This window comes from Candidatus Defluviilinea proxima (assembly GCA_016721115.1).
GTDB classification, from domain to species: domain Bacteria; phylum Chloroflexota; class Anaerolineae; order Anaerolineales; family Villigracilaceae; genus Defluviilinea; species Defluviilinea proxima.
In genome coordinates this window covers 1,062,291-1,082,892 of record JADKIW010000001.1, presented here as the reverse complement: position 1 = coordinate 1,082,892, position 20,602 = coordinate 1,062,291, and the positions used below count along the sequence as shown (strand labels likewise).

General features: G+C 48.8%; 23 protein-coding genes. 17 read left to right on the top strand and 6 right to left on the bottom strand.

Annotation, left to right across the window (positions count from 1 at the left end):
* The first annotated feature begins 343 nt into the window (after window positions 1–343).
* From IPP66_05120 to IPP66_05050, 15 genes are all read left to right on the top strand, one after another.
* Window positions 344–1,444: an amidohydrolase family protein gene (locus IPP66_05120; protein MBK9924657.1), complete on the top strand. Its 1,101-nt coding sequence runs from the start codon at window positions 344–346 to the stop codon at window positions 1,442–1,444.
* A complete protein-coding gene (locus IPP66_05115; GenBank protein ID MBK9924656.1) occupies window positions 1,444–2,505 on the top strand; it encodes a DMT family transporter in 1,062 nt (353 codons plus the stop codon). The genes IPP66_05120 and IPP66_05115 overlap by 1 nt, the downstream gene beginning before the upstream one ends.
* Window positions 2,502–2,912, top strand: a complete 411-nt coding sequence (locus IPP66_05110) for a hypothetical protein (GenBank protein ID MBK9924655.1) — start codon at window positions 2,502–2,504, stop codon at window positions 2,910–2,912. The genes IPP66_05115 and IPP66_05110 overlap by 4 nt, the downstream gene beginning before the upstream one ends.
* Before the next feature lie 193 nt (window positions 2,913–3,105).
* Complete coding sequence (pyrB, locus tag IPP66_05105; protein MBK9924654.1) at window positions 3,106–4,086, top strand: aspartate carbamoyltransferase; 981 nt, start codon at window positions 3,106–3,108, stop codon at window positions 4,084–4,086.
* A gap of 89 nt (window positions 4,087–4,175) precedes the next feature.
* The gene (gene pyrF, locus IPP66_05100; protein MBK9924653.1) at window positions 4,176–5,045 is read left to right on the top strand and encodes an orotidine-5'-phosphate decarboxylase; all 870 of its coding nucleotides are present in this window, start codon (window positions 4,176–4,178) and stop codon (window positions 5,043–5,045) included.
* Window positions 5,042–5,722 carry a hypothetical protein gene (locus IPP66_05095; GenBank protein ID MBK9924652.1) on the top strand — a complete coding sequence of 227 codons (681 nt, stop codon included), beginning with the start codon at window positions 5,042–5,044 and terminating at the stop codon, window positions 5,720–5,722. Before pyrF ends, IPP66_05095 begins: the two co-directional genes overlap by 4 nt.
* A gap of 156 nt (window positions 5,723–5,878) precedes the next feature.
* Window positions 5,879–6,490, top strand: coding sequence for an orotate phosphoribosyltransferase (locus IPP66_05090; GenBank protein MBK9924651.1), 612 nt, complete (start codon window positions 5,879–5,881; stop codon window positions 6,488–6,490).
* Window positions 6,490–7,410, top strand: a complete 921-nt coding sequence (locus IPP66_05085) for a hypothetical protein (GenBank protein ID MBK9924650.1) — start codon at window positions 6,490–6,492, stop codon at window positions 7,408–7,410. The genes IPP66_05090 and IPP66_05085 overlap by 1 nt, the downstream gene beginning before the upstream one ends.
* Before the next feature lie 37 nt (window positions 7,411–7,447).
* Window positions 7,448–7,897, top strand: a complete 450-nt coding sequence (locus tag IPP66_05080) for a hypothetical protein (GenBank protein MBK9924649.1) — start codon at window positions 7,448–7,450, stop codon at window positions 7,895–7,897.
* Window positions 7,898–7,910: 13 nt separating this feature from the next.
* On the top strand, window positions 7,911–8,789 hold the full coding sequence (locus IPP66_05075) for a GNAT family N-acetyltransferase (GenBank protein ID MBK9924648.1): 879 nt from the start codon (window positions 7,911–7,913) through the stop codon (window positions 8,787–8,789).
* Window positions 8,790–8,815: 26 nt separating this feature from the next.
* Complete coding sequence (locus IPP66_05070) at window positions 8,816–9,586, top strand: hypothetical protein (protein MBK9924647.1); 771 nt, start codon at window positions 8,816–8,818, stop codon at window positions 9,584–9,586.
* Window positions 9,587–9,590: 4 nt separating this feature from the next.
* The gene (locus tag IPP66_05065; protein MBK9924646.1) at window positions 9,591–10,136 is read left to right on the top strand and encodes an NUDIX domain-containing protein; all 546 of its coding nucleotides are present in this window, start codon (window positions 9,591–9,593) and stop codon (window positions 10,134–10,136) included.
* On the top strand, window positions 10,133–10,756 hold the full coding sequence (locus tag IPP66_05060) for an NUDIX hydrolase N-terminal domain-containing protein (GenBank protein ID MBK9924645.1): 624 nt from the start codon (window positions 10,133–10,135) through the stop codon (window positions 10,754–10,756). Before IPP66_05065 ends, IPP66_05060 begins: the two co-directional genes overlap by 4 nt.
* A 179-nt stretch (window positions 10,757–10,935) precedes the next feature.
* The gene (locus IPP66_05055) at window positions 10,936–11,391 is read left to right on the top strand and encodes a hypothetical protein (GenBank protein ID MBK9924644.1); all 456 of its coding nucleotides are present in this window, start codon (window positions 10,936–10,938) and stop codon (window positions 11,389–11,391) included.
* Window positions 11,392–12,480, top strand: a complete 1,089-nt coding sequence (locus tag IPP66_05050) for a quinone-dependent dihydroorotate dehydrogenase (protein ID MBK9924643.1) — start codon at window positions 11,392–11,394, stop codon at window positions 12,478–12,480.
* Here IPP66_05050 and IPP66_05045 read toward each other — a convergent pair whose 3' ends face one another.
* Window positions 12,481–14,589, bottom strand: a complete 2,109-nt coding sequence (locus tag IPP66_05045; GenBank protein MBK9924642.1) for a serine/threonine protein kinase — start codon at window positions 14,587–14,589, stop codon at window positions 12,481–12,483.
* Window positions 14,590–14,730: 141 nt separating this feature from the next.
* Between IPP66_05045 and IPP66_05040 the strand changes: the two genes are divergently transcribed.
* Both IPP66_05040 and IPP66_05035 read left to right on the top strand, forming a co-directional pair.
* Window positions 14,731–15,093, top strand: coding sequence for a hypothetical protein (locus IPP66_05040; GenBank protein MBK9924641.1), 363 nt, complete (start codon window positions 14,731–14,733; stop codon window positions 15,091–15,093).
* A gap of 252 nt (window positions 15,094–15,345) precedes the next feature.
* Complete coding sequence (locus IPP66_05035) at window positions 15,346–16,644, top strand: Glu/Leu/Phe/Val dehydrogenase (GenBank protein MBK9924640.1); 1,299 nt, start codon at window positions 15,346–15,348, stop codon at window positions 16,642–16,644.
* 112 nt (window positions 16,645–16,756) lie between these two features.
* Here the strand turns inward: IPP66_05035 and IPP66_05030 are convergent, their stop codons facing one another.
* The 5 genes from IPP66_05030 to IPP66_05010 all read right to left on the bottom strand — a co-directional run bounded on the left by IPP66_05030 (window position 16,757) and on the right by IPP66_05010 (window position 20,600).
* A complete protein-coding gene (locus IPP66_05030) occupies window positions 16,757–17,578 on the bottom strand; it encodes a DMT family transporter (protein ID MBK9924639.1) in 822 nt (273 codons plus the stop codon).
* Window positions 17,579–17,604: 26 nt separating this feature from the next.
* A complete protein-coding gene (locus IPP66_05025) occupies window positions 17,605–17,916 on the bottom strand; it encodes a cupin (protein ID MBK9924638.1) in 312 nt (103 codons plus the stop codon).
* A complete protein-coding gene (locus tag IPP66_05020; protein MBK9924637.1) occupies window positions 17,913–18,278 on the bottom strand; it encodes a VOC family protein in 366 nt (121 codons plus the stop codon). The genes IPP66_05025 and IPP66_05020 overlap by 4 nt, the downstream gene beginning before the upstream one ends.
* 129 nt (window positions 18,279–18,407) lie before the next feature.
* A complete protein-coding gene (locus IPP66_05015) occupies window positions 18,408–18,791 on the bottom strand; it encodes a rhodanese-like domain-containing protein (GenBank protein MBK9924636.1) in 384 nt (127 codons plus the stop codon).
* A 6-nt stretch (window positions 18,792–18,797) separates the two neighbouring features.
* Window positions 18,798–20,600 (bottom strand): M3 family oligoendopeptidase, encoded by a 1,803-nt coding sequence (locus IPP66_05010; protein ID MBK9924635.1) that lies wholly within the window; start codon window positions 20,598–20,600, stop codon window positions 18,798–18,800.
* Between the last annotated feature and the right edge of the window lie 2 nt (window positions 20,601–20,602).

Genomic DNA, 20,602 nt, shown 5'->3' with positions numbered 1-20,602 from the left:
ACCATGATCAAACTCCCCGCTAATGCCTTGGCATACCTGTCTGCCAAATTAACAACGTACTTACTCAATGTTTTGGTTTATCTTCCAAATCATCATACTCGGACTGCTTTCCATTTACCCATCGAAAAAATATTGTAGTAATCAACAGCAGGATGACAGACACGATATTCTTGAAGAGAGAGATCACGCCTTGCAGCAGAATCACTATCCAAGAGCCAGATGCATCCTTTGAACTTTTATATTGTGACATTGTTATAGTAGCCATATAGTAAATGTAACATCAAGGTATTAATAGCCTGCTAAAATCAAGTTAACGTTTTTATTCGAATTAAGAGAGTATAACATGCTCAAACTCCCCGGCCTGATTGACCCTCACGTCCACGTCCGCGAACCCGGACAAACCCATAAAGAAGATTGGGATACCGTCACCCAAGCTGCCCTCGCTGGCGGTGTGACAACGATCCTTGGTATGCCCAATACCAAACCTCCCATCTTCGATGAAGCGACTCTTAACCTCGCGCTCGATGCCGCAAAAAGCAAAGCCCGTTGTGACTACGGACAATACGTCGGCGCGGGGCCAGATAATGCCGTAGGGGGCGGCAGCCGCCGTCCCTTACATGAGATTGCACATAAAACCGCTGGCCTGAAAATGTACCTTGACTCCACCTTTGGCGAACTCCGCCTTGATGACATGACTCTGTGGATGCCACATTTTCAAAACTTCCCTAAAAAATTTCCTGTTGTCCTTCATTCCGAATCACGGACCATGGCGGCAGGGATATTATTCGCCGCCATCTATGATCGTCCCGTTCACATCGCACATATCTCATTGAAAGAAGAAGTTCTGCTCATCAAAGCCGCCAAAGAACGTGGCATTAAAGTGACGTGTGAAGTATGTCCGCATCATTTGTTTCTTACAAAAGAAGATATTCCCGCCATCTCGCACGGACATCCCGGACGCGGTGAAGTCCGCCCGCGCCTCGCCACGCAAGAAGATGTAGATGCCTTATGGGCAAACATGGACGTGATCGACTGTTTCGCCACCGACCACGCCCCGCACACAATCGAAGAAAAAGACTCCGACAATCCCCCGCCCGGATTCCCTGGGCTGGAAACATTACTTCCTTTATTACTCACAGCGGTGGACGATGGACGACATCGTGCCCGAAGGGTATTGACCATTGACGATGTTATTCAAAAGTCAGTTATTAATCCGCGAAAGATATTCAGCATCCCCGAACAACCTGAAACATGGATCGAAGTAGACGAAGATGCCGTCTATGAAATCAAAGCAGATGATCAATTCACGCGCTGTAACTGGACTCCGTTCGAAGGCTGGAAGGTCAAAGGTAAAGTGAAAAAAGTTGTGTTACGCGGACAAGTCGCTTTTGAGGATGGAAAGGTTTTAGCGGAGCAGGGATACGGGAAGAACGTTAGATGCTAATGAAATCATCCAATCTACCGTTCATTTTCCAAGCCTTACTCGCCGCGATATTTTTCGGGGCAAGTGCACCTATTGCAAAATTATTGTTAGGTGACATTGCGCCGATCTTCCTCGCGGCGTTCTTGTATATTGGAAGCGGAACAGGGATTGCACTCGTCAAGCTGACTCAACGCATGCGCGCCAAAGAAGTGGAAGCAGGCATCAAGCCGCCCGATATCAAGTGGCTGGCGGGTGCGATCATCTCGGGCGGGATTCTGGCGCCGATCGTGTTGATGGTTAGTTTACAGAATACGCCTGCTTCGACCGCTTCGTTGTTGTTGAACTTCGAAGGCGTAGGGACAACACTCATCGCGTTGTTGTTCTTCAAGGAAGCCATCGGTCGCCGCGCATGGACAGCGATCATCGTCATCACACTCGCGAGCATTTTTCTCTCGACTGATTTCAAAAGCGGATTCGGACTCTCGCTCGGCGCATTGGGCATCATTCTTGCGTGCGTGCTCTGGGGCGCGGACAATAACTTCACGCGTAACATCTCAGGCAAAGACCCGCTTGCCATCGTGGCTTGGAAGGGATTGGTCGCAGGCACGTTCTCGTTCTTCCTCGCGTGGTTCCTTGGTAATCCGTTTCCAGCAGTGAAGACAATTTTCGCCACGTTGATCTTGGGATTTGTCAGTTATGGCTTGAGCACGATGTTGTTTATCCGCTCCATGCGTGGACTGGGCGCGGCACGGACGAGTGCGTTATATGGCACGGCTCCGCTGGCGGGTGTGTTGTTATCGATTGTTATCTTTGGAGAATTTCCTTCGTTCTTGTTTATCATCGCCGCAATCTTGATGATCGGCGGCGCGTTGTTACTGATCAATGAACAACATGAACATCCACACGCACACACGGTTTTATTTCATGAGCACAGCCATAGGCATGACGACCCCGCGCACGGACACGATGACGCGAACGCGGAGGGAGTCCATTCGCATGAACATGAGCATCCTGCTGAGGAACATGCGCACGATCACATGCCCGATATTCATCACAGGCATGGGCATGAGGAGAAGAATTGAAGAAAGATATTAATCAAATTATTCGAGAGCAAAAGGCGAAAGAGAATCGCATAAGGCTATATTATTTGCTTTGGTCGACTGCGGGCATTATAGCTATTGCCATCTCAATATATTTGAATGTCAAAAAGGCTGGGGATGGCGTTGGCATAGAAATGCTTCTTGCATACTTTGTATTTATTCTTTCTCGAAATAGATTTAAAGCGAGTCTTGTAGTTATTCTATGTATATCGATTGTCGAATTTACAGCATACAGTATATTTTGCTTAAACGCGTCAGCTTTAATATGCCGAAGAAATTTATTTATTATCAGTGGAAGTTCACTATTTTTCTTCGTACTAATTTGGTTAGCAATTTCAGTCAGCGGAGTTATTGTGAGTATTTTGGGACTGGACAAAACCAGGAGATAGCAAGCTGCCTTGAAACAGAATCAGCCTCACCCGAAGAAAGAAGCGAACAGAAAAAAGTTGAGGCAAAAATAAAATTGGATATTCGAGATTCGGCTAAGGTGTGAACCAGGTCCCGATCTCATAAAAGAATGTCGAAAGACAATTATCGAGTAACAAATATCGGATAACGAAAAATCAACAAGGAGACTAAATTATGCCAACTCAATCTTCATCCCCTCATCTGCCGTTCGGCGAGAATAAAAACGCCGAGTGGTATGGCAAGGACATTCTATCCGTCAAGCAGTTTAACCGTAACGACCTGGAGTATGTGTTCGGCGTGGCGCACGAGATGCGCGGCATGGTCGAACGCGTGGGGACGTTCGACTTGCTCAAAGGCAAAATTCTTGCCAATCTTTTTTATGAACCGTCCACGCGTACTTCTTCATCGTTCACTGCGGCGATGGAACGACTCGGTGGCTCGGTCATTCCGATCAGCGAAGTGAAATATTCTTCGGTGTCGAAGGGCGAGAGCCTGCCTGACACCATCCGCACGCTTGAATGTTATGCCGATGTGATCGTGTTGCGCCACCCTGAAACAGGCTCGGCGGCGATCGCAGCGAAGGCGGCGAAGAAACCCGTGATCAACGCGGGCGACGGCGTCGGCGAACATCCCACGCAGGCACTGCTCGATACGTTCACCATCATGGAAGAGTTGGGACGGCTCGATAACCTGACCGTGACCATGCTCGGCGATCTGAAATACGGACGCACCGTCCATTCGCTGGCGCGTCTGCTTTCGCAGTTCACGAACATCAAGTTGAATTACGTCTCGCCTGATATTCTGCGCATGCCCAAAGAAGTGATGGACGAAGTGGCGGAGAAGAACGTGCCACAGGCGGAATATAGCACGCTTGAAAAAGTCCTGCCCGAAACCGACATCCTGTATGTGACGCGTGTGCAGAGAGAACGCTTCGAAGACCCCGCCGATTATGAAAAGGTCAAGGGCGCGTATGTGATCGACCCCGAGATCATGAAAGCCGCCAAGCAAGAGATGGCGGTCATGCATCCGCTCCCGCGCGTAGGCGAGATCAGCGTGGATTTCGATGATGATCCCCGCGCCGCATACTTCCGTCAAATGGAATATGGGTTGTATGTGAGAATGGCTCTTCTCGCAATGGTATTGGGTAAGGCGTAAATTATCTAACCACGGAGACACGAAGGCACTGAGAAAACCTTTTTAAAAAATCTCCGTGACTCAGTGTCTCCGTGGTAAAAGGAATCTTAATGGAAACTTTCTTCTCTTTTTTGGAAAAGCGGGTGGATGACTGTTCGTCATTGCTCTGTGTTGGGCTTGATCCACATGTCAATGATTTATCTGCCCCCACCGCCGCTTCTGCTCTGGACTTTTGCCTGAATCTCATCAAACAGACCGCGCCCTACGCTGCGGCCTTCAAACCCAACGCCGCGTTCTTCGAAGTCTTCGGCGCCGAAGGCTGGACAGCGCTCAAGCAGGTCATCGAAGCCATTGACGAAGAGTCAAAGCGCCTCGGTTCACTGATCCCTGTCATCCTCGATGCCAAACGCGGCGACATCGCTTCGACAGCAGAGGCGTACGCTAAGTCTGTATTTGAGACTTTAGGCGCGCATTGTGTCACGCTGAGTCCGTATTTGGGAAAAGACTCAATCGATCCGTTTCTCAGTTATCCAGAGAAAGGCGTGTTCCTGCTTTGTAAGACAAGTAACTCTGGTTCAGGAGATTTACAAGACATTCTTGTGACCGAGGACGAAAGACTGACGACCGAGTCGGAGACATCCGTCCTCCGTCCTCCGTCCTCAATCCCTCTCTACATCCACGTCGCCAAACTTGCCCAACAATGGAATACCAAAAACACCATTGGACTGGTTGTCGGCGCAACACATGTGGAAGCGACCAAGCGTGTCCGTGCCGCTGCACCTGATCTGTGGTTCCTTGCGCCCGGCGTCGGCGCCCAAGGCGGAGAGTTGGAAGCCGCGCTCAAAGCTGGTCTCCGCAAAGACGGCAAAGGGATGTTGATCCCCATCTCGCGCGGCATCTCACGTGCCGAAAAGCCTGGTCTCGCCGCGGCTGAAATACGAGACGAAATATTGCATATCAAAAGAGAATTGCGAAAATGACAGAAGAAGAGCATCTCAACTTCGATGAACCTAAATCCTATAGTCTTGCAAAGGCAAGACTATACTATGCTGTCTTTGCAGTTCTCTTTATTTTTGGAGGGCTTATTTTTGAAAAAGTCCCATTCACTCCAATTTGCTTCGCTCCTCTTGCTGGGCTTGCCATTTACTTGTTTCTCCCTTTTACATACAAGCTCATCGTTTCTGACGAAGCTATATCATCCATAAACCTTTTAGGAGCAAAAACACTTGGATGGAATGAAATCGCTGAAGTTACAACTAAGAAGGGTGGACTTCTCTTGGCAAATCAGGATGGCGATGTAAAAGTTTTTGTAAATCAACAAATAGATGATTATCTTGTTGTTATTAGGTTTATCCAACGGCAACGTCCCGATTTATGGAAACTTGATGACGCCAAAACATTCCATCAAAACATCATCGAAGCAACAATTTTTGGGATTTTGGGATTGCCTATCATCTATATAACCATAGCAGTTTCGTTCGAAAACGGTTTTTCTTTCAGTGATGATATGCTAACTGTCTTGTTGGGATCGCTAATGGGTGGCGTATTAATTTGGCAAGGCATAAAAATTCGAGAAATTACATTTGATATGGATTACCTTGTTGCAAAATATCTTGTTTGGGAACGTCGAGTCCATGTAAGCGAAATTTTTCGGTAACCCTTGAACAAAAATTAGGAAAAAATGAAGTTTCTTATCCTGTGCATATAAAACTCGAAAATGGGAAACAACTTGTAATTGAAAAGGTAAAAGAAGGGAATCCCATTTTACTTAACGCGATTGAAGTATGGATGGAAACACATAAAGGAAAACTCAATGACTAAACTTACCCAATCACAAAAATCCCTTGCCGATGAGCTCCTCTCCGCAGGCTGTATCAAATTCGGAGAATTCACCCTCAAGTCGGGACTCAAGAGTCCCATTTACATTGACTTGCGCCAGATCATCACTTATCCCAAACTACTGGAGCAGATCGGTGCGGCATATTTGCCTTTGCTCAAAGATTTGAAATTTGACCGCATCGCTGGCTTACCTTATGCGGCAATTCCCATTGCGACTGCCATCTCCCTCGCTGGGAACTATCCCATGATCTACCCGCGCAAGGAAGCCAAGTCCTATGGCACGAAGGCCGAGATCGAAGGCGAATATCACGCAGGCGAAACGGTCGTCGTCATTGATGATCTCGCCACTACCGGCGGAAGTAAATTCGAGGCCATTGAAAAATTGACAGGCGCAGGCTTGGTCGTGAAAGATGTCGTTGTGCTTGTGGACCGTCAATCCGGCGCGAAAGAATCGCTGGCGCAGGCGGGCTATTCCATGCATGCGGTGCTGACGATCGGTCAGCTTTTGGAGTATTGGGAAGAAAATGAAAAAGTGGAGAAGAACAAGATTGAAGAAACGAGGAAGTTTTTAACAGAAAGTCATTAATGGATACAGCAAAGAAATTAACCGTTGAGCAAAAAGGTATTCTGCTTCGAGAACTATTATCTTTCTTGTTGTCAAAGAATGGAAAGGCAAAAGAAGATGATGTACTCGAATATTTTATGAATAGGCCAATAAGACTGCGGTTAGGTCTACAGGAAGACGAATGCATTGAGCAAGTTGAGACACTTGCAACAATGTGCGTTAAAGCAGAATGGCTGAGAAAAGCCAAATTTTGGCGAATAACCGAACATGGACAAAGAGCATATCAGCGTTTTACTCTTCCAAAAGACTTATTTCAAGAAATGGCCGTTCAGGCGGCATTTAGAGATATACGAGACACTAAAAAGCAAAGACGAATTTCCAAGATCAAACTCTTTGCTCTTCTCTTGATATTTTCCCCTTGCACGATCTTGGGGTTTATATCAAACAGTCAACATTTGTTTTTGTTAGCGGCAGTTTCCTTAATTGTTTTAGCATTAGCGATTATGCTATATGATGCCAGAACAAAATCAATAATCTTGGGGAGGTTATTAGGTGTGGAGTTTTTAATTCTGATTGCCACCCTTTACTTTGACGCGATGTTTGTCACAACATCACTAGGACAATATTTTTATGTGTACTTTTTTACAACTCTTGTTTTGCAATTCACCTGCGTGACACTTGTATATATATTTCCTCATTTCTTTGCAAAAGCTTTTAACTATATCAATGCGAGTAAATGGCTCATTACCATCCCCGTTATCTTGTTAATACTTCTCTTTGGTGGCAAAGTTGGGAATGGTGGTCTTTTAAGAATGTTATATGGGGAAAATATACATACCATAGGGTTTACCCTTGTATATGGAGCTTTAATGGTCTTTGGATTAGCGTTTCTTCTTGGAGGAATGGTATCAAAGCTCATAACTGTAGGTTATTACGATTGATAAGACAGAAAACTTTTATTTTTTACCAGAGGCATCTATGAACAATTCTCTTATGCAAAAAAGTGTTATCTTCGGCGGCTTTCTAGGGCTGGTCTTCGGCGGCCTGCTCGGTGGCGGACTTGGTTCCATCACCAAAACTATGAATGGTATTCTTATCGGCCTGGCAATCGGGGTTGTGCTTGGGATACTCACCGGCACACTCACCGCTGCATTGACCGTTAAGACAGCGGGGACAACCGGCGGTGTCAGCATTGGCACTTACACCGGCATGGGATTCGGCGCGGTCCTGGGCGGGATGATCGGTATCTTGATCCCCACGTCCCTACGAATGAACGCCAACACACAAGGCATGCCCGTGCTCGATGCGCTGACTCTGAGTCGCTTTGAGACAGCTGTGTTCTTCTGCTTCTTCCTGTCCATTTTGGGAACAGCAGTCGGCGCCTTCGTAAGCGGAAGGAATTTCATCCCTAGAAAATTGGAAAAATAAAACTGGAGAGTCGATGCTAAAAATCATCCCGTGCAAAGATCACATTGAAGAACTCGTCCGCTTTGTCACCCGCCTCAACAGTGACGGGACACATCACATTGGCTTTTTCGGCGAAGGCGAAGCCGATATTCGCGCCTCACTGGCGGAATGTCTCATCCCAACTGCTGAGGGATTCATGCTGGCCTATGACGACGATCAACTCATCGGCGTATTCGGCGTGGATGCTGACTCAGAGATCAACCGCGTTTGGCTGTTCGGTCCGCTTGTGGAATATGAGGACTGGCACACAGTCGCAGACAAACTGTATGAGCAGGTCTTGTCCATCATTCCCGCAGGCATTCGGGATTACGATCTATTCTGCGACGAACAAAATATTCATTTGCAGGAATTCGCCGAGCGGCATGGCTTCCATTTGCGTTCTGAAGGTGCGGTGATGTCATTACTGCGAGAGAACTACACACCGACTGCAAAGAACCAGTCAACGATCATTTCATTTGACGAGAGTTTCTTCGGTCAACTTGAGCAGTTACACAAAACAATTTTCCCCAACGCTTATTTCACTGCCCGCCAGATGGTCGAAAAAATAAACGAGACACATCAACTCTTTCTCGCAATCGAAAACGACAACCCGCTCGGATACCACTTCTGCAAGATCGAACCCGAAGCGGAATCGGGTTACGTGGATTTCATCGGCACAGACTCCTCCGCACGCGGACGCGGCATCGGCGCCGACTTGCTCGCATCAGGTATACACTGGATGCTGTCCACGCCTTCGACAAAACGCATCGACCTGACGGTTAATGCGGATAATGTCCCTGCACGAAGTTTGTATACAAAGTTTGGCTTTATCACCGAAAGAGTCATGCGCGGGTATCGCAAACAGATTGCTTAACCACTGGAGATGTTGAAAAAGAAAACATGAAACCCGCCCTCGCATTCCCCTACAACGACCCCGATGGGACAATGCTCCCGCACTTACAATCCATTTTGCCTGACTTGAAAAATCATTTTGACCACGCCTATATTTCCCCGCCTCGTTCTACATTTGAGTGGCTTCAACAAAAGAACCTTTTCCTCGCCGACGATTTTTTCACCGTCTACCCTGTGGACGGAGAGAAAAGTGTCGGCGAACGTTTTGCGTACGTGTATCAACGCGCGGCGGAAGATGCACATCCCGAACAGATCGTCCATCTTTGTTATCCAGACCGCATGGCGTTTGCATTGGAAGGCGCATACCGCGACTCATTCCTCGCAGATATTGACTCGCTGATAGTTGACGACCTGCCGTTGATCTTTCATCGTTCTCCACTGGCATGGGACACGCATCCGCAGAACTATCGCAAACTTGAAGGAATCGTCACAACCGTTGGCATGAATCTCTTCGGGAAGGGATTGGATTATGCATGGTGTCATCTCGTGGTGCAGGCAAAACAATTGCGTGAGGTGATTCCGCTCACAACGAGACCCGATATCAGCATGGTGGCAGAGATGATCCTTCACATGCAAGCGGATATCAAAACCCGTGAAGTGGACTGGCTGGCATGGGAAGATCCGTTCATTTTTGGTCGAAATGCACAGGAACTCAAACGCGAACGCGAGAGTAGTTTGGATGAAACAAACAAGCGCCTGAACTACGTCCTACCCATGATCGAAATGCTGACAAGATTCTCAAAGAATGGAAGGAAATAAAAAAATGCCAGGTCTTGCTGTGATCGTTGCCGTGATCGAGGATGGGAAGGTTCTTCTTACAAAGCGTGAAGATTTTGAAGTATGGTGCCTGCCCGGTGGTGGCGTGGAAGAAGGTGAGTCACTGGCTGAAGCGGGGATCAGGGAAGTGAAGGAAGAAACAGGCGTGGATGTAGAATTGACGCGCTTGGTCGGGGTCTATTCAAGGATGGGTGGTAGCCCGCATGATGTCCACGCAGTGTTGTATGCCGCAAAACCAATTGGCGGGACATTGATGACACAGCCGAATGAAACAATTGAAGTTGTGTACTTTCCATTTGACAAGTTGCCCAATGAAATGCTATTCGGGCACAAAAAACGCATCAATGATGCGATCAACGATAGAAGCGGCATGTCTGTTCGGCAAGAGATCAAAATGCAGGATACAACAAATTACACCCGCAAGGAATTGTATGAAGCGCGCGACCGATCTGGATTAACGCGTCAACAATTTTATTTGGGGCGAATCACAAATGCAGAGGTCAACGAAGTTGTGGAAGTAGGTGAAGCATGAGTAAAGGATCACCGAAGTGGATCGAATGGGCACGCGAGATCTTTTCGCTGAGTCAGGCAGGGTTGGCGTACAGCGGGAATGAATTCGATATTGAACGCTATAAACGCTTGCAGGAAATTACTGCTGAGATGATCGAGAGTCAATCGGATGTTTCGAAAGAAACCGTCCTCAAAAGTTTCTCGATGCAAACAGGTTATGCCACACCGAAGATCGACGTCCGCGGTGCGGTGGTGCATGAAGGCAAGATACTTCTTATCCAGGAACGCATGGATGGCCGATGGGCCATGCCCGGCGGTTGGGCAGACCTTGGCAATGCGCCTGCGTCTGTGGCAGAACGTGAAGTATGGGAGGAAAGCGGGTATCGCGTGAAGGCGGAAAAGGTTGTGGCTGTTATTGATGCCAACCGCATCGAACCGATGGAGTTCTATCACGCGTTCAAGATCATCTTTTTGTGCAAACTCATCGGCGGCGAACCACAAGTGAGCTATGAAACACTGGCCGTGGATTTCTTCGACATGAACGATCTGCCTCCGCTATCCCTGTTTCGTACGAACGAGGATATGTTGCAGGAAGTGTTCGCGCACGTCAAAGACCCGTCCCGCCCGACGGCATTTGATTGATCGAATAAAAATTTACGTCTCGTAAGGTAATAAGAACACTAATCTCGCAAAGGTCTAGTGGTTATCTTTGCGTATTTGGTGGGCGTAGCGGATCAACCAAATATAGCCCGAGAGACAGAATTAGGTGGTATAACAAGATATAGATTTGGTACATCCCCTCTGTTAGTGAAAGTGAAAACATGAAAAAATCAGAATTTGAACGTATTGTGACGGGCGCTTTTCGCAGTCTCGAGTCGAAACACGGGTTTAAGATGGGGTCAGCTGTTTATTCCCCAAAAAACTGCATGATCCAGTATCTTAACGCCACCACCGATGTGACTTTGCATTACGAACTGGGCAGAGAGCCTTGGCTTGATATCTCAGATATCAAGAACGCCGAGAATAAATCCACATTGGGTTGGTTGCTGGTCGAGCGCGGCGTACAAAAAGCACCTGCACCGTCCGATGCCTTCCGCTCCACACAGTTAGCAGACGACCAACTGGCAAGCGAACTTGAGAAAAAAGTCCAGCAATTGATCGAGCATGGCAGTGACCTCATGAAAGGGGATTTCTCCCTCATGCCCAATTTACAGAAACGCGCAAAAAAATACGCGCTTGATTGCGAACGCTTCATCGCCATTCACAAAACAAAATAGATGTACCCGTTATTCCGTAACCTTCTTTTCCGCCTCCAACCCGAGGATGCACATCACATTACCTTAAATGCATTGAGTCTTGCGGGGAACTTTCCACCTTCCCGTTGGGTTTTGCAAAAAGTATTCCAAGCCCCACCCAAACCTGTGCAGATATTTGGGTTAACATTCAAGAATCCGGTGGGGATCGCCGCCGGGTATGACAAGGACGCCCTCGCCATCAATGGTCTCTCGGCTATGGGCTTCGGCCACGTGGAAGTGGGAACGGTCACACCTCGACCACAAACTGGGAACCCGAAACCGCGTTCTTTTCGGCTGTTAGAGGATGAGGGCGTTATCAATCGCATGGGTTTTCCCAGCCGTGGTTCGGAATTTGTGCAAATGCAATTGAACCCAACCTTACGCGCGGGATGGTTCGAACGAACCTTTGGCATTCAACCCCGCAGTGAAAAATATAAAAAGGTTGTCGTTCGCAAAGGTGATGTAGTTCTGGGGGTCAACATCGGTAAGAACAAAGAGACGCCCAACGAATCCGCTGTGTTAGATTATCTTGAACTGTTACAAAACTTTGCACCCTATGCTGATTACATCGCTATCAACATCAGTTCACCGAATACCGTCGGCCTGCGTCAATTGCAGGGACGCGAAGCCTTGAACGGATTGCTGACTCAACTCCATGCGCAACGTCAACTCGAAGAGAAAAGACTGGAAAAGAAACTCCCGCTTCTCGTCAAGCTCGCGCCTGATCTGACCGAATCAGAATTGGATGATGCGATCGGCGTCATCATCGATACCGGCATGGACGGAGTCATCGCCACGAACACAACACTGGCCCGCGAGGGGTTGAAGTCCATACATCAGAGTGAAACAGGCGGGTTAAGCGGGAGTCCGCTAACAGTTAAGAGTGAAGCGGTTTTGAGTCGCGTTGTAAAACTGGTCAATGGAAAAGTACCGATCATCAGCGTGGGCGGCATCATGAGTCCCGATGATGCAAAGAAAAGACTCGCCTTGGGAGCGAGTCTCATTCAGATGTATACGGGGTTGGTCTATCGTGGGCCCGGCTTGGTTCGCGAGATTATAAAAAGTTTATAACTACTGTGCGGGGCGCAGGGCAGGCTGCGGAGCTTCTTTAGGATTCTTGAAGAAATCTCCCGGCAGAGGGAGCGGCTTGAAGATCGCGCCAGTTCCCAATTCGCCTGCAGGCACATAATATAACTGGTTCTTTGCGTTGGGGCCAAGGCCAAGATCCTGGAAGGCAAAGAGAATGTATGTGCCATCCGGGCTCCAGCGTGCATCACGGTAACAACAGGTCTTGTTGACGGGGTAAAGAAGAGTCGGCTTGTGCGTGATCCAGTTATAGAGATAGAACTCTCCCCAACCACTGTTCCTTCTTTCTGTGTTGAACGCGAAAAGATCATTTCCATCCCAGTCAAAATCCGTCAGCACGCGGGTCTGATATCCCACTGGTACAAAACGAGAACCGGGGAAATTATCTTTCTGATCGATCTTTGATGGATCACAGGCGGTCACATCAAGAACCATAATCTGTTCGGCGGCAACCAATGTATCGCCACTCACACCCTTGTATAACCATGCAACAAGTTTATCGTCTGCTGACCAACGGGCTTCGCGCACGGCAAACGCGGCTTTGGTACCACCAAGCGGCAGAATGCAAGCCTTCTCTGCCGGGTCAAAAAATGTACCACGTGATTTGATGGTCTTCATGCGTTCGAGATCGAACGGTACAACAAAGATCTCATTGCTCATGGCGATCATCACTTGTTTGCCATCATGTGAAACGCGGAAGGCATCCAACGAAGCCGCAGAGTTAAAGCTAGTAAGTGTATCCACCACATCGGTTGATAACTTGTAATACTTGATCACTTTTCCGCTGAGGAACAGAATCGTATCATGGTCAAGCCATTGCAAGTCGTTCTTGGTGGCACCATCAAAGGTCAGTTGCTTGGGGTCTGAACCATCTACATTGATCAGCCAGATCTCGTTATTGGAAACCAGTGCGATCTTGTCCGCGCCGCCCAGAACAGGTAGTTGCGGGGCAGCCGGCGTATCCGTAGCTGGAACAGGAGTGTCTGTAGGAGTTACGCTCGGCTCGACAGGCACAACTGGAGCTTCTGTTGACGGTTCGGATGTTGCCGTAACAGGCGCCGTTGTAGATGTAAGGACCGGCGCTTCTGTTTCTACGGGGCGGTTGATACTGTTAAAAATAAAGTATCCACCTCCAACGAGCACCAACACTACAACAAGCGGAATGATGATTGCCAACACATTGAAAGATTTCTTTACGGGTTGAGCACCAATCCGCGTGGCAGGCAGAGCGGCAGTTTTGGCCTTCATGGCCCGTGTGCGCATCTGCGTTTTGGTTTCTGGTTTATCGATATTCCGTAAAGCATCCACCATTTCAACAGCGGTGGCAAAACGATCGTTCTTGCTCTTGGCCATCGCCACCTGGATGATGTTCTCCACATCTGGAGGCAGGTTGGGGTTGGCATCAAGAATACGAGGCACTGGATCGGTAATATGTTTGATCGCGACTGCCATCGGGGTATCTGCTTCGTACGGTTGACGGCCTGTTAGCATTTCAAAAAGAATGATGCCAAGTGCGTAGATATCCGAACGTCCATCCACGCCTTCGCCGGATGCTTGTTCAGGCGCCATGTAGGCAGGTGTACCGATGATGCCGGAGCCGGTCACACTGCTAGCCTGAGATTGTGATAATTTGGCGATACCAAAATCGGAAATATACGGAGTGTCTTTAGAGTCAAAAAGGATGTTGCTTGGCTTCAAATCACGATGGACAATTCCCTTGGCGTGCGCTTCATCCATGCCAGGCGCGATCTGCCCCAAGATCCTTGCGGCTTCCTGAATGCTCATCACTTTGTTCTTGATGCGTTCAGAAAGTGAGCCACCGTTCATGTAACGCATAACAAAGTAAGGTTGCCCACCTTCATCCCCCACATCATACACCGGCACAATGGACGGATGTTCAAGCGAAGCAATGATCTTTGCTTCCCGCTCGAACCTCAACTTAAATTGAGGGTCTGAATGTAACAACTCGGAAGGCAAGACCTTCACGGCCACTTCACGCTCGAAGCGGGGATCGTATCCGCGGTAGACAGTTGCCATGCCTCCGCGTCCCAATTCTGACTTGATCTCGTAACGACCAATTTTTTCCGGTATCATAATATGTCTAGTATACCTATCCGCTGGGGCGAACGCAAGAAGGAAAGAATGGCAATTTACAATCAAAGACCACAAGGTACTTTTAGGCTAATGGTTTCGTAATACTCTCCCTTTTCCTTTTGTGGTATATTCCCGGTCACTATGGACGACAAGATCACAATTATTGAAGGACCTCCCCCTGTTTTTGAGGCCGTCAATGACGGCTGGGCACTGGGTTTGAACGAGAGCGCAAGTTTGTCGGTTCCCGCTTTAACACGACTGCGCACCTTTAACGGCCCCGCTCTGGTGGAACGGTGTTATCGGGCATGGAACGCAAAAACCCCGATCCACCTCTCCTACCGCAATGACATGGGTATGGAGCAATCGGCCCCCATTCTGGCGGCACGGAATGTGGAAACCCCTGACGGGCACGTACTCCTCCTGTGGGTCTACCTCGACCACGAAAAGGTGGAATACGAACTGGATACAGGCGAAGACGATACTGACGAAAGTGATACAGAATAGATGACAGACCGGGCAACCCCCGGTCTGTTCTTTTCTATCCAAGCTTGTAAAGTTTACAAAATAGTAGTCATTCATCATATTGACTTATGTCTGACAACTATGATAACGTTAAGAGGCGGTTTTCAATCTTATAGGAAATATTGCAATGGTTTTGTGGACGACATAAATCCAGGCAAAAGCGGGCACCCGTTCCGGAGTGCCCGTTTATATTTTCACCAACCTTCAATCAACCACTTATAGGAGAAAATAAAAATGATAGGTCAAATCAATGCGTTTGAACTGGCGCAGAAGCAGTTTGATCGAGCCGCCGAAATGCTCAACCTCGATCCGGGCGTACGGGAGGCCTTACGCTGGCCGATGCGGGAATATTCCTTCCGCATCCCCATCCGCATGGACGATGGCTCCGTCAAGGTCTTTCAGGGATTCCGCGTCCAACATAACGATGCGCGTGGACCCAACAAGGGCGGCATTCGTTTCCATCCGGCCGAAACCCTCGATACTGTGCGCGCCCTCGCCACATGGATGACTTGGAAATGCGCCGTTGCCGATATCCCCTTGGGAGGCGGTAAAGGCGGCGTCATCTGTGACCCGGCTACCTTATCCGATGTGGAAAAGGAACAGATCTGCCGAGGCTGGGTCGGTGCCATGTGGAAAAATATCGGCCCACGCAACGATGTCCCTGCACCTGATGTTGGTACCACTCCGCAAATGATGGGCTGGATGATGGATGAATACTCCCGCCTTGTTGGCCAATATTCGCCGGGTGTATTTACCGGTAAACCTGTCGGCAGTGGCGGCTCTGAAGGCAGAACCGAAGCCACAGGCTTTGGCGTCATTTATCACATCCGTGAGGCGCTCAAACACCTGAAGATCGATTCCACAAAATCCATTGCGGCCATTGAAGGCTTTGGCAACGTAGCGCAATATGCCGCGATCGGTTTTATCGAATTATTGGGCGGCACAGTGGCTTGCGTTTCCTGTTGGGATCGCCACAATAAGAAATCGTACACCTACAGCAAGAAGGGCGGCATTGACCCGCGCTACCTGCTTTCCATCACTGACCAATACGGCACCATCAATCGCAAAGCCGCTGAAGAAGCAGGTTACATTGTGGAAGACGGCGAAGCGTGGATCACCAAAGAAGCCGACGTGCTCATCCCGGCCGCCATCGAAGGTCATGTCAATGCAGAGACCGTACAGAAGATGTCGAGTCGCGTTAAAGTCGTTGCTGAAGGCGCGAACGGCCCCTGCACCATCGAAGCCGACAACTTCTTCAAAGCCAACAAGATCTTCAACATCCCAGACTTCTTGTGCAACGCTGGCGGCGTGACAACGTCCTACTTTGAACAAGTCCAGAACGATATGAACTACTACTGGACTCACGACGCCGTCCTCGAACGCCTCGACACCAAAATGACTCTTGCGTTCAATGCGGTCCTCCAAACCAGCATCGAAAAAGATGTCTACATGCGCGACGCGGCCTACATGGTCTCGATCATGCGTGTGGTCAAAGCCATGGAATTGCGCGGCTGGCTCCACGGCAGTTGGTAAGACTCATGAATCAAAAAGACGCGTCCATCACGGGCGCGTCTTTTTATTTGGATAAAGAACCGCTTCACACTTAACGGAAAGTTGATTCAGTCTCAAAAAATATTTTCCACTCTCAAGCTTTTTTCTGCTTGCTCAACAACGCCATTGTGATCCCACTTAATATCAATACGCCAGCGATCAACAACCTCGCAGAGACATGCTCCGCAAGGAACAATACACCACCCCACGCCGCGATCACCGGCACAGAGAGTTGGACCATGGCCGCACGTGTTGTTGTTAAACCACGCAGCGCCGCATACCAAATCACGTAACCTACACCTGATGCCAATGCACCAGATACTACCGCATAAAAAATTCCATTTGAAGAGATAAGAATATTCTTGAAAGAGATCGCCAATATGACCAAAGCCATTGGCACTGCATAGACAAAATTCCCAGCCGTAACCGCCAGCGGATTTTGTAACCCACGACCGCGTATAGTGTAGAAGCCCCACGCAATCCCAGCGATGGTCATCAGTGTAGAACCAAGTAATGAAGGGGCTTTGATACCGGGAAATACAAGATACACCAACCCGCCCAAGGCAAGGAACAACCCTACCCACTCCCATGGCTGTGGACGTTCGCCGCATCGCAAAGCAAAGACAAGCATTGTGATCTGCACACTTCCGAAAAGGATCAATGCTCCGGTACCAGCGCTCAAATTTCGATACGCAAACGAAAAGGTGAGCGCATATAAAAACAAAAACGCGGCAGAAAACCAACTGCCGCGCAACACAGGCTGTTCATTTTTTCTTTGCAAGCTGGCAATGATGAACAACATCATCGCGCCAGATACCAGTCTCACCGTGGTGTAACTGACCGGGTCAATAGCGTTTTGCCCCAATGCCACCCTGTTCAGCAACGAATTCGATGCAAATGCGATCATCGTCAACATTGTGAGCAGAATCGTCTGGGACAACTTCACTTATGTCCTTCCAAACAGACGACTCCCTGCGGCCCCACCGTCGCATCATGGACAGTGCCAGCGGGCAGATCGAGTCGGTCACCGGCTTTGAGCGTCAACTTCTGTCCGAGTTCGGGGAGGCCAAATGTAATCGAACCACGCACAACATAAATGACCTTATCGAAGGAATGCGTGTGTGCCGCATACACATCATGAGGGCCGTTCGACCACACATACGGGTCCATGCCTTCATTTGCATACAATTGTCTCAGCGTGGATTCGGTCGGTGTTGCTGAATCAGGCCAGGGGGTGACTTGAGGCGTTTTCATATCTGTTCCATCAACTCAATTCGGTTTCCGAATGGGTCAAAGATGTGCACACGGTTGTATCCATCTAAAGGAGGTTGAGAGTTATCGATCTCAAAACCCGCGCGTTCTATTTTTTCAAGCATCGCAGAGAGGTCGGTCACAATGAATGCGGTGTGCGCTTTGCGCGCGGGATGAAAATCTTTTTCGATGCCGATATGAAGTTGCACAGCATCCGATTGAAACCATGCGCCACCATTTTGGGCAAGCGCAGGCGGCTTGGGGATTTCGGTAAAGCCAAGCACGTTGACATAGAACGAGCGCGCCTTATCCTCTTCGCCGGAGGGAATGGCGATCTGTATGTGGTCAATGGATGTGATCTTCATATTTACTTATGGTTCTACTGGATACCCTGCATCGATCCAGGCTTGCAGGCCGCCGAGAAGAGGAGTGACTTTAGTGTATCCATTATGTAAAAGGTCGAACGCCGCACGGGCGCTTGTATGTTCACTTTGTCAGGTACAGTACGTAATGATCCATTTGTTCTTATCGAGTTTCAGGTTTGCCGTATTGCTCGACATATCGGCGAGCGAAATGAAGATCGCCCCAGCAATGTGTTGAGCATCATAAGCTTCCTGGCTTCGCACATCCACAATGATCGCAACACCGGCATCAAACGCGGCTTTGGCGTTTTCCACGGTGACGCGCGGCACATCGGCATCAGTAAGAGGCAGGTTGTTCGCCGGTGCTTTAGTCGGCAATTTTGTAGACGGAAGAGTTAGTTCTTCTATCTGAGTTGGGATAAAGTTTGTATCCGGTGCGGGCGTAGCAGTTGCGACGCTACAAGCTGTCACAAAAAACATAACGAACGCCAGGAGAACACTTTGTGTTTTTCTCATGATGCGCTATAGCTCGCAATATCGTTCCACACGCTTGCCGATGATGGCGATGCTATCTTCCCAGAATTTGCGCTTGCGAATATCAATGCCAAATCGTTCAGCGAGGTCAGCCGCACTGGCTTCACCAGTGGAGGCAAGCAAGGCTTTGTAATCATTCACAAATTCATCGCCGTGCTTCTGGTAAATGGCATACAAGCCCGTGGCAAAGAGCAAACCGAACGCATATGGATAGTTATAGAACGAGAGACCAGTGTAATAGTAATGAGGTTTCCAGGTCCACATGTATTTCTGGAGATAGCGTTCATCGAGGCCATCACCATACGTAGCTTTTTGTGCGCACTCCATGATCTCGCAAATTTCGTCAACGGAGAGTTCAGCTTTTTCACGCCGCTCGAAGACTTCCTTCTCGAACAGGTAACGTGAGTAAATATCCACTACGATCTGCGATGCACCGTTGAGCAGACCTTCCAACACGGCCAATTCTTCTTGTGGATCTTTTACCTGTGCAAGCACTGCTTCTGTGACGATGGTCTCACAGAACGTGGATGCGGTTTCGGCCAATGTCATCGGCGTGATCTGTTGCAACGGCGTCTTCTCGAATTGATAGGCACACTCATTATGGAAGGCGTGACCAAGTTCATGCGCAATGGTCGAGAGCTGATCCTGCGAACCATCAAAGTTGACAAAGATACGGCTTTCCTTCACAGCCTGCACTTCCATACAAAAGCCGTTACTGCCTTTGCCTTCGCGCATCTCGGCATCGATCCAATTGTTATTGAAGGCACGTTCTGAGAATTTGCGGAGTTCAGGTGAGAATTTTTCGAACGCATTCAAAACGAAGTCACGCGCTTCTTCATAGGTGTAACGAGTGTCCGCCTTGCCAACCGGAGCGAAGACATCCCACCAAGCCAGCTTGTCCTTGCCGATCAACTTCGCCTTGTGCTTGAAGTATTTGCGGAACAATGGGAAGGATGCTTCCATCGCGCCGAGCATGGCTTCCAAAGTTTGATGGTCGATGCGGGCACTGTCCAGTGACGAATGGAGCGCGTCTTTTCTACCCCGACGCTTGTTCAGCGTAATGACTTCACCCTTCACCCCATTGAGACAAGCCGCCAACGTATCGCGGACAGAGTCCCAGGCTTTGATCTCGGCATCATACGCGCGGTGACGAACATCTTCGTCGGCATGAGTCCGCAAGTTGATGAGGGCAGGCGCGGGTAATTTCTCGGCTTTACCATCCAGTTCAAAGTTCACGGAGACCTGTGAAACCGTTTTACTGCGCAGTTTGTTCCAAGCGTTGCCACCACTCAAGCTGAGTTCCGCCGCCAACGCCTCTTCCGACTCACTCATCAAATATTTGCTTTGCTCAGCGGCTTCCTTCAACATGAACTTATGCGCTTTGGCAGATGCACTATATTCCAGAGATGCATCCAAGGCTGGCGCGATCTTTCCAAGCCAGGCCTTGAGTTGCACATCAAGGTTTTGCAAGGGCAGGTTGGCCTGTTCAAATTCGGAGTTGGTCCGCGCGGCGAGTTGGTCGCGTGAATCGGTGGAAACGAAAGAATGGATGTACGGGTCAATCGTAAGGGACAGTACATACGCTGAATTGAATCGATCCACCACTTCGCCAACGATCGTACCAAGATGGCCTGGCGGGGTGTTCACATCGGTCTTGCTGACAACCTCAACAAAGTAATCGCCTAAATCAGCGACTTGCTTTTTGAAATCTTCCACTGCGGCTTTGAATTCTTTGGAATCAAGCGATGGATAAACGTTGGTTAAGTCCCAACGTGGGGCTGGAATGGACATAT

Excerpts from the sequence above, each read along its gene's own strand:
- IPP66_05120 (MBK9924657.1), top strand. The coding sequence starts at position 344 with ATGCTCAAACTCCCCGGCCTGATTGACCCTCACGTCCACGTCCGCGAA.
- IPP66_05115 (MBK9924656.1), top strand. The coding sequence starts at position 1,444 with ATGAAATCATCCAATCTACCGTTCATTTTCCAAGCCTTACTCGCCGCG.
- pyrB (MBK9924654.1), top strand. The coding sequence starts at position 3,106 with ATGCCAACTCAATCTTCATCCCCTCATCTGCCGTTCGGCGAGAATAAA.
- pyrF (MBK9924653.1), top strand. The coding sequence starts at position 4,176 with ATGGAAACTTTCTTCTCTTTTTTGGAAAAGCGGGTGGATGACTGTTCG.
- IPP66_05095 (MBK9924652.1), top strand. The coding sequence starts at position 5,042 with ATGACAGAAGAAGAGCATCTCAACTTCGATGAACCTAAATCCTATAGT.
- IPP66_05090 (MBK9924651.1), top strand. The coding sequence starts at position 5,879 with ATGACTAAACTTACCCAATCACAAAAATCCCTTGCCGATGAGCTCCTC.
- IPP66_05085 (MBK9924650.1), top strand. The coding sequence starts at position 6,490 with ATGGATACAGCAAAGAAATTAACCGTTGAGCAAAAAGGTATTCTGCTT.
- IPP66_05080 (MBK9924649.1), top strand. The coding sequence starts at position 7,448 with ATGAACAATTCTCTTATGCAAAAAAGTGTTATCTTCGGCGGCTTTCTA.
- IPP66_05075 (MBK9924648.1), top strand. The coding sequence starts at position 7,911 with ATGCTAAAAATCATCCCGTGCAAAGATCACATTGAAGAACTCGTCCGC.
- IPP66_05070 (MBK9924647.1), top strand. The coding sequence starts at position 8,816 with ATGAAACCCGCCCTCGCATTCCCCTACAACGACCCCGATGGGACAATG.
- IPP66_05065 (MBK9924646.1), top strand. The coding sequence starts at position 9,591 with ATGCCAGGTCTTGCTGTGATCGTTGCCGTGATCGAGGATGGGAAGGTT.
- IPP66_05060 (MBK9924645.1), top strand. The coding sequence starts at position 10,133 with ATGAGTAAAGGATCACCGAAGTGGATCGAATGGGCACGCGAGATCTTT.
- IPP66_05055 (MBK9924644.1), top strand. The coding sequence starts at position 10,936 with ATGAAAAAATCAGAATTTGAACGTATTGTGACGGGCGCTTTTCGCAGT.
- IPP66_05050 (MBK9924643.1), top strand. The coding sequence starts at position 11,392 with ATGTACCCGTTATTCCGTAACCTTCTTTTCCGCCTCCAACCCGAGGAT.
- IPP66_05045 (MBK9924642.1), bottom strand. The coding sequence starts at position 14,589 with ATGATACCGGAAAAAATTGGTCGTTACGAGATCAAGTCAGAATTGGGA.
- IPP66_05040 (MBK9924641.1), top strand. The coding sequence starts at position 14,731 with ATGGACGACAAGATCACAATTATTGAAGGACCTCCCCCTGTTTTTGAG.
- IPP66_05035 (MBK9924640.1), top strand. The coding sequence starts at position 15,346 with ATGATAGGTCAAATCAATGCGTTTGAACTGGCGCAGAAGCAGTTTGAT.
- IPP66_05030 (MBK9924639.1), bottom strand. The coding sequence starts at position 17,578 with ATGTTGACGATGATCGCATTTGCATCGAATTCGTTGCTGAACAGGGTG.
- IPP66_05025 (MBK9924638.1), bottom strand. The coding sequence starts at position 17,916 with ATGAAAACGCCTCAAGTCACCCCCTGGCCTGATTCAGCAACACCGACC.
- IPP66_05020 (MBK9924637.1), bottom strand. The coding sequence starts at position 18,278 with ATGAAGATCACATCCATTGACCACATACAGATCGCCATTCCCTCCGGC.
- IPP66_05015 (MBK9924636.1), bottom strand. The coding sequence starts at position 18,791 with ATGAGAAAAACACAAAGTGTTCTCCTGGCGTTCGTTATGTTTTTTGTG.
- IPP66_05010 (MBK9924635.1), bottom strand. The coding sequence starts at position 20,600 with ATGTCCATTCCAGCCCCACGTTGGGACTTAACCAACGTTTATCCATCG.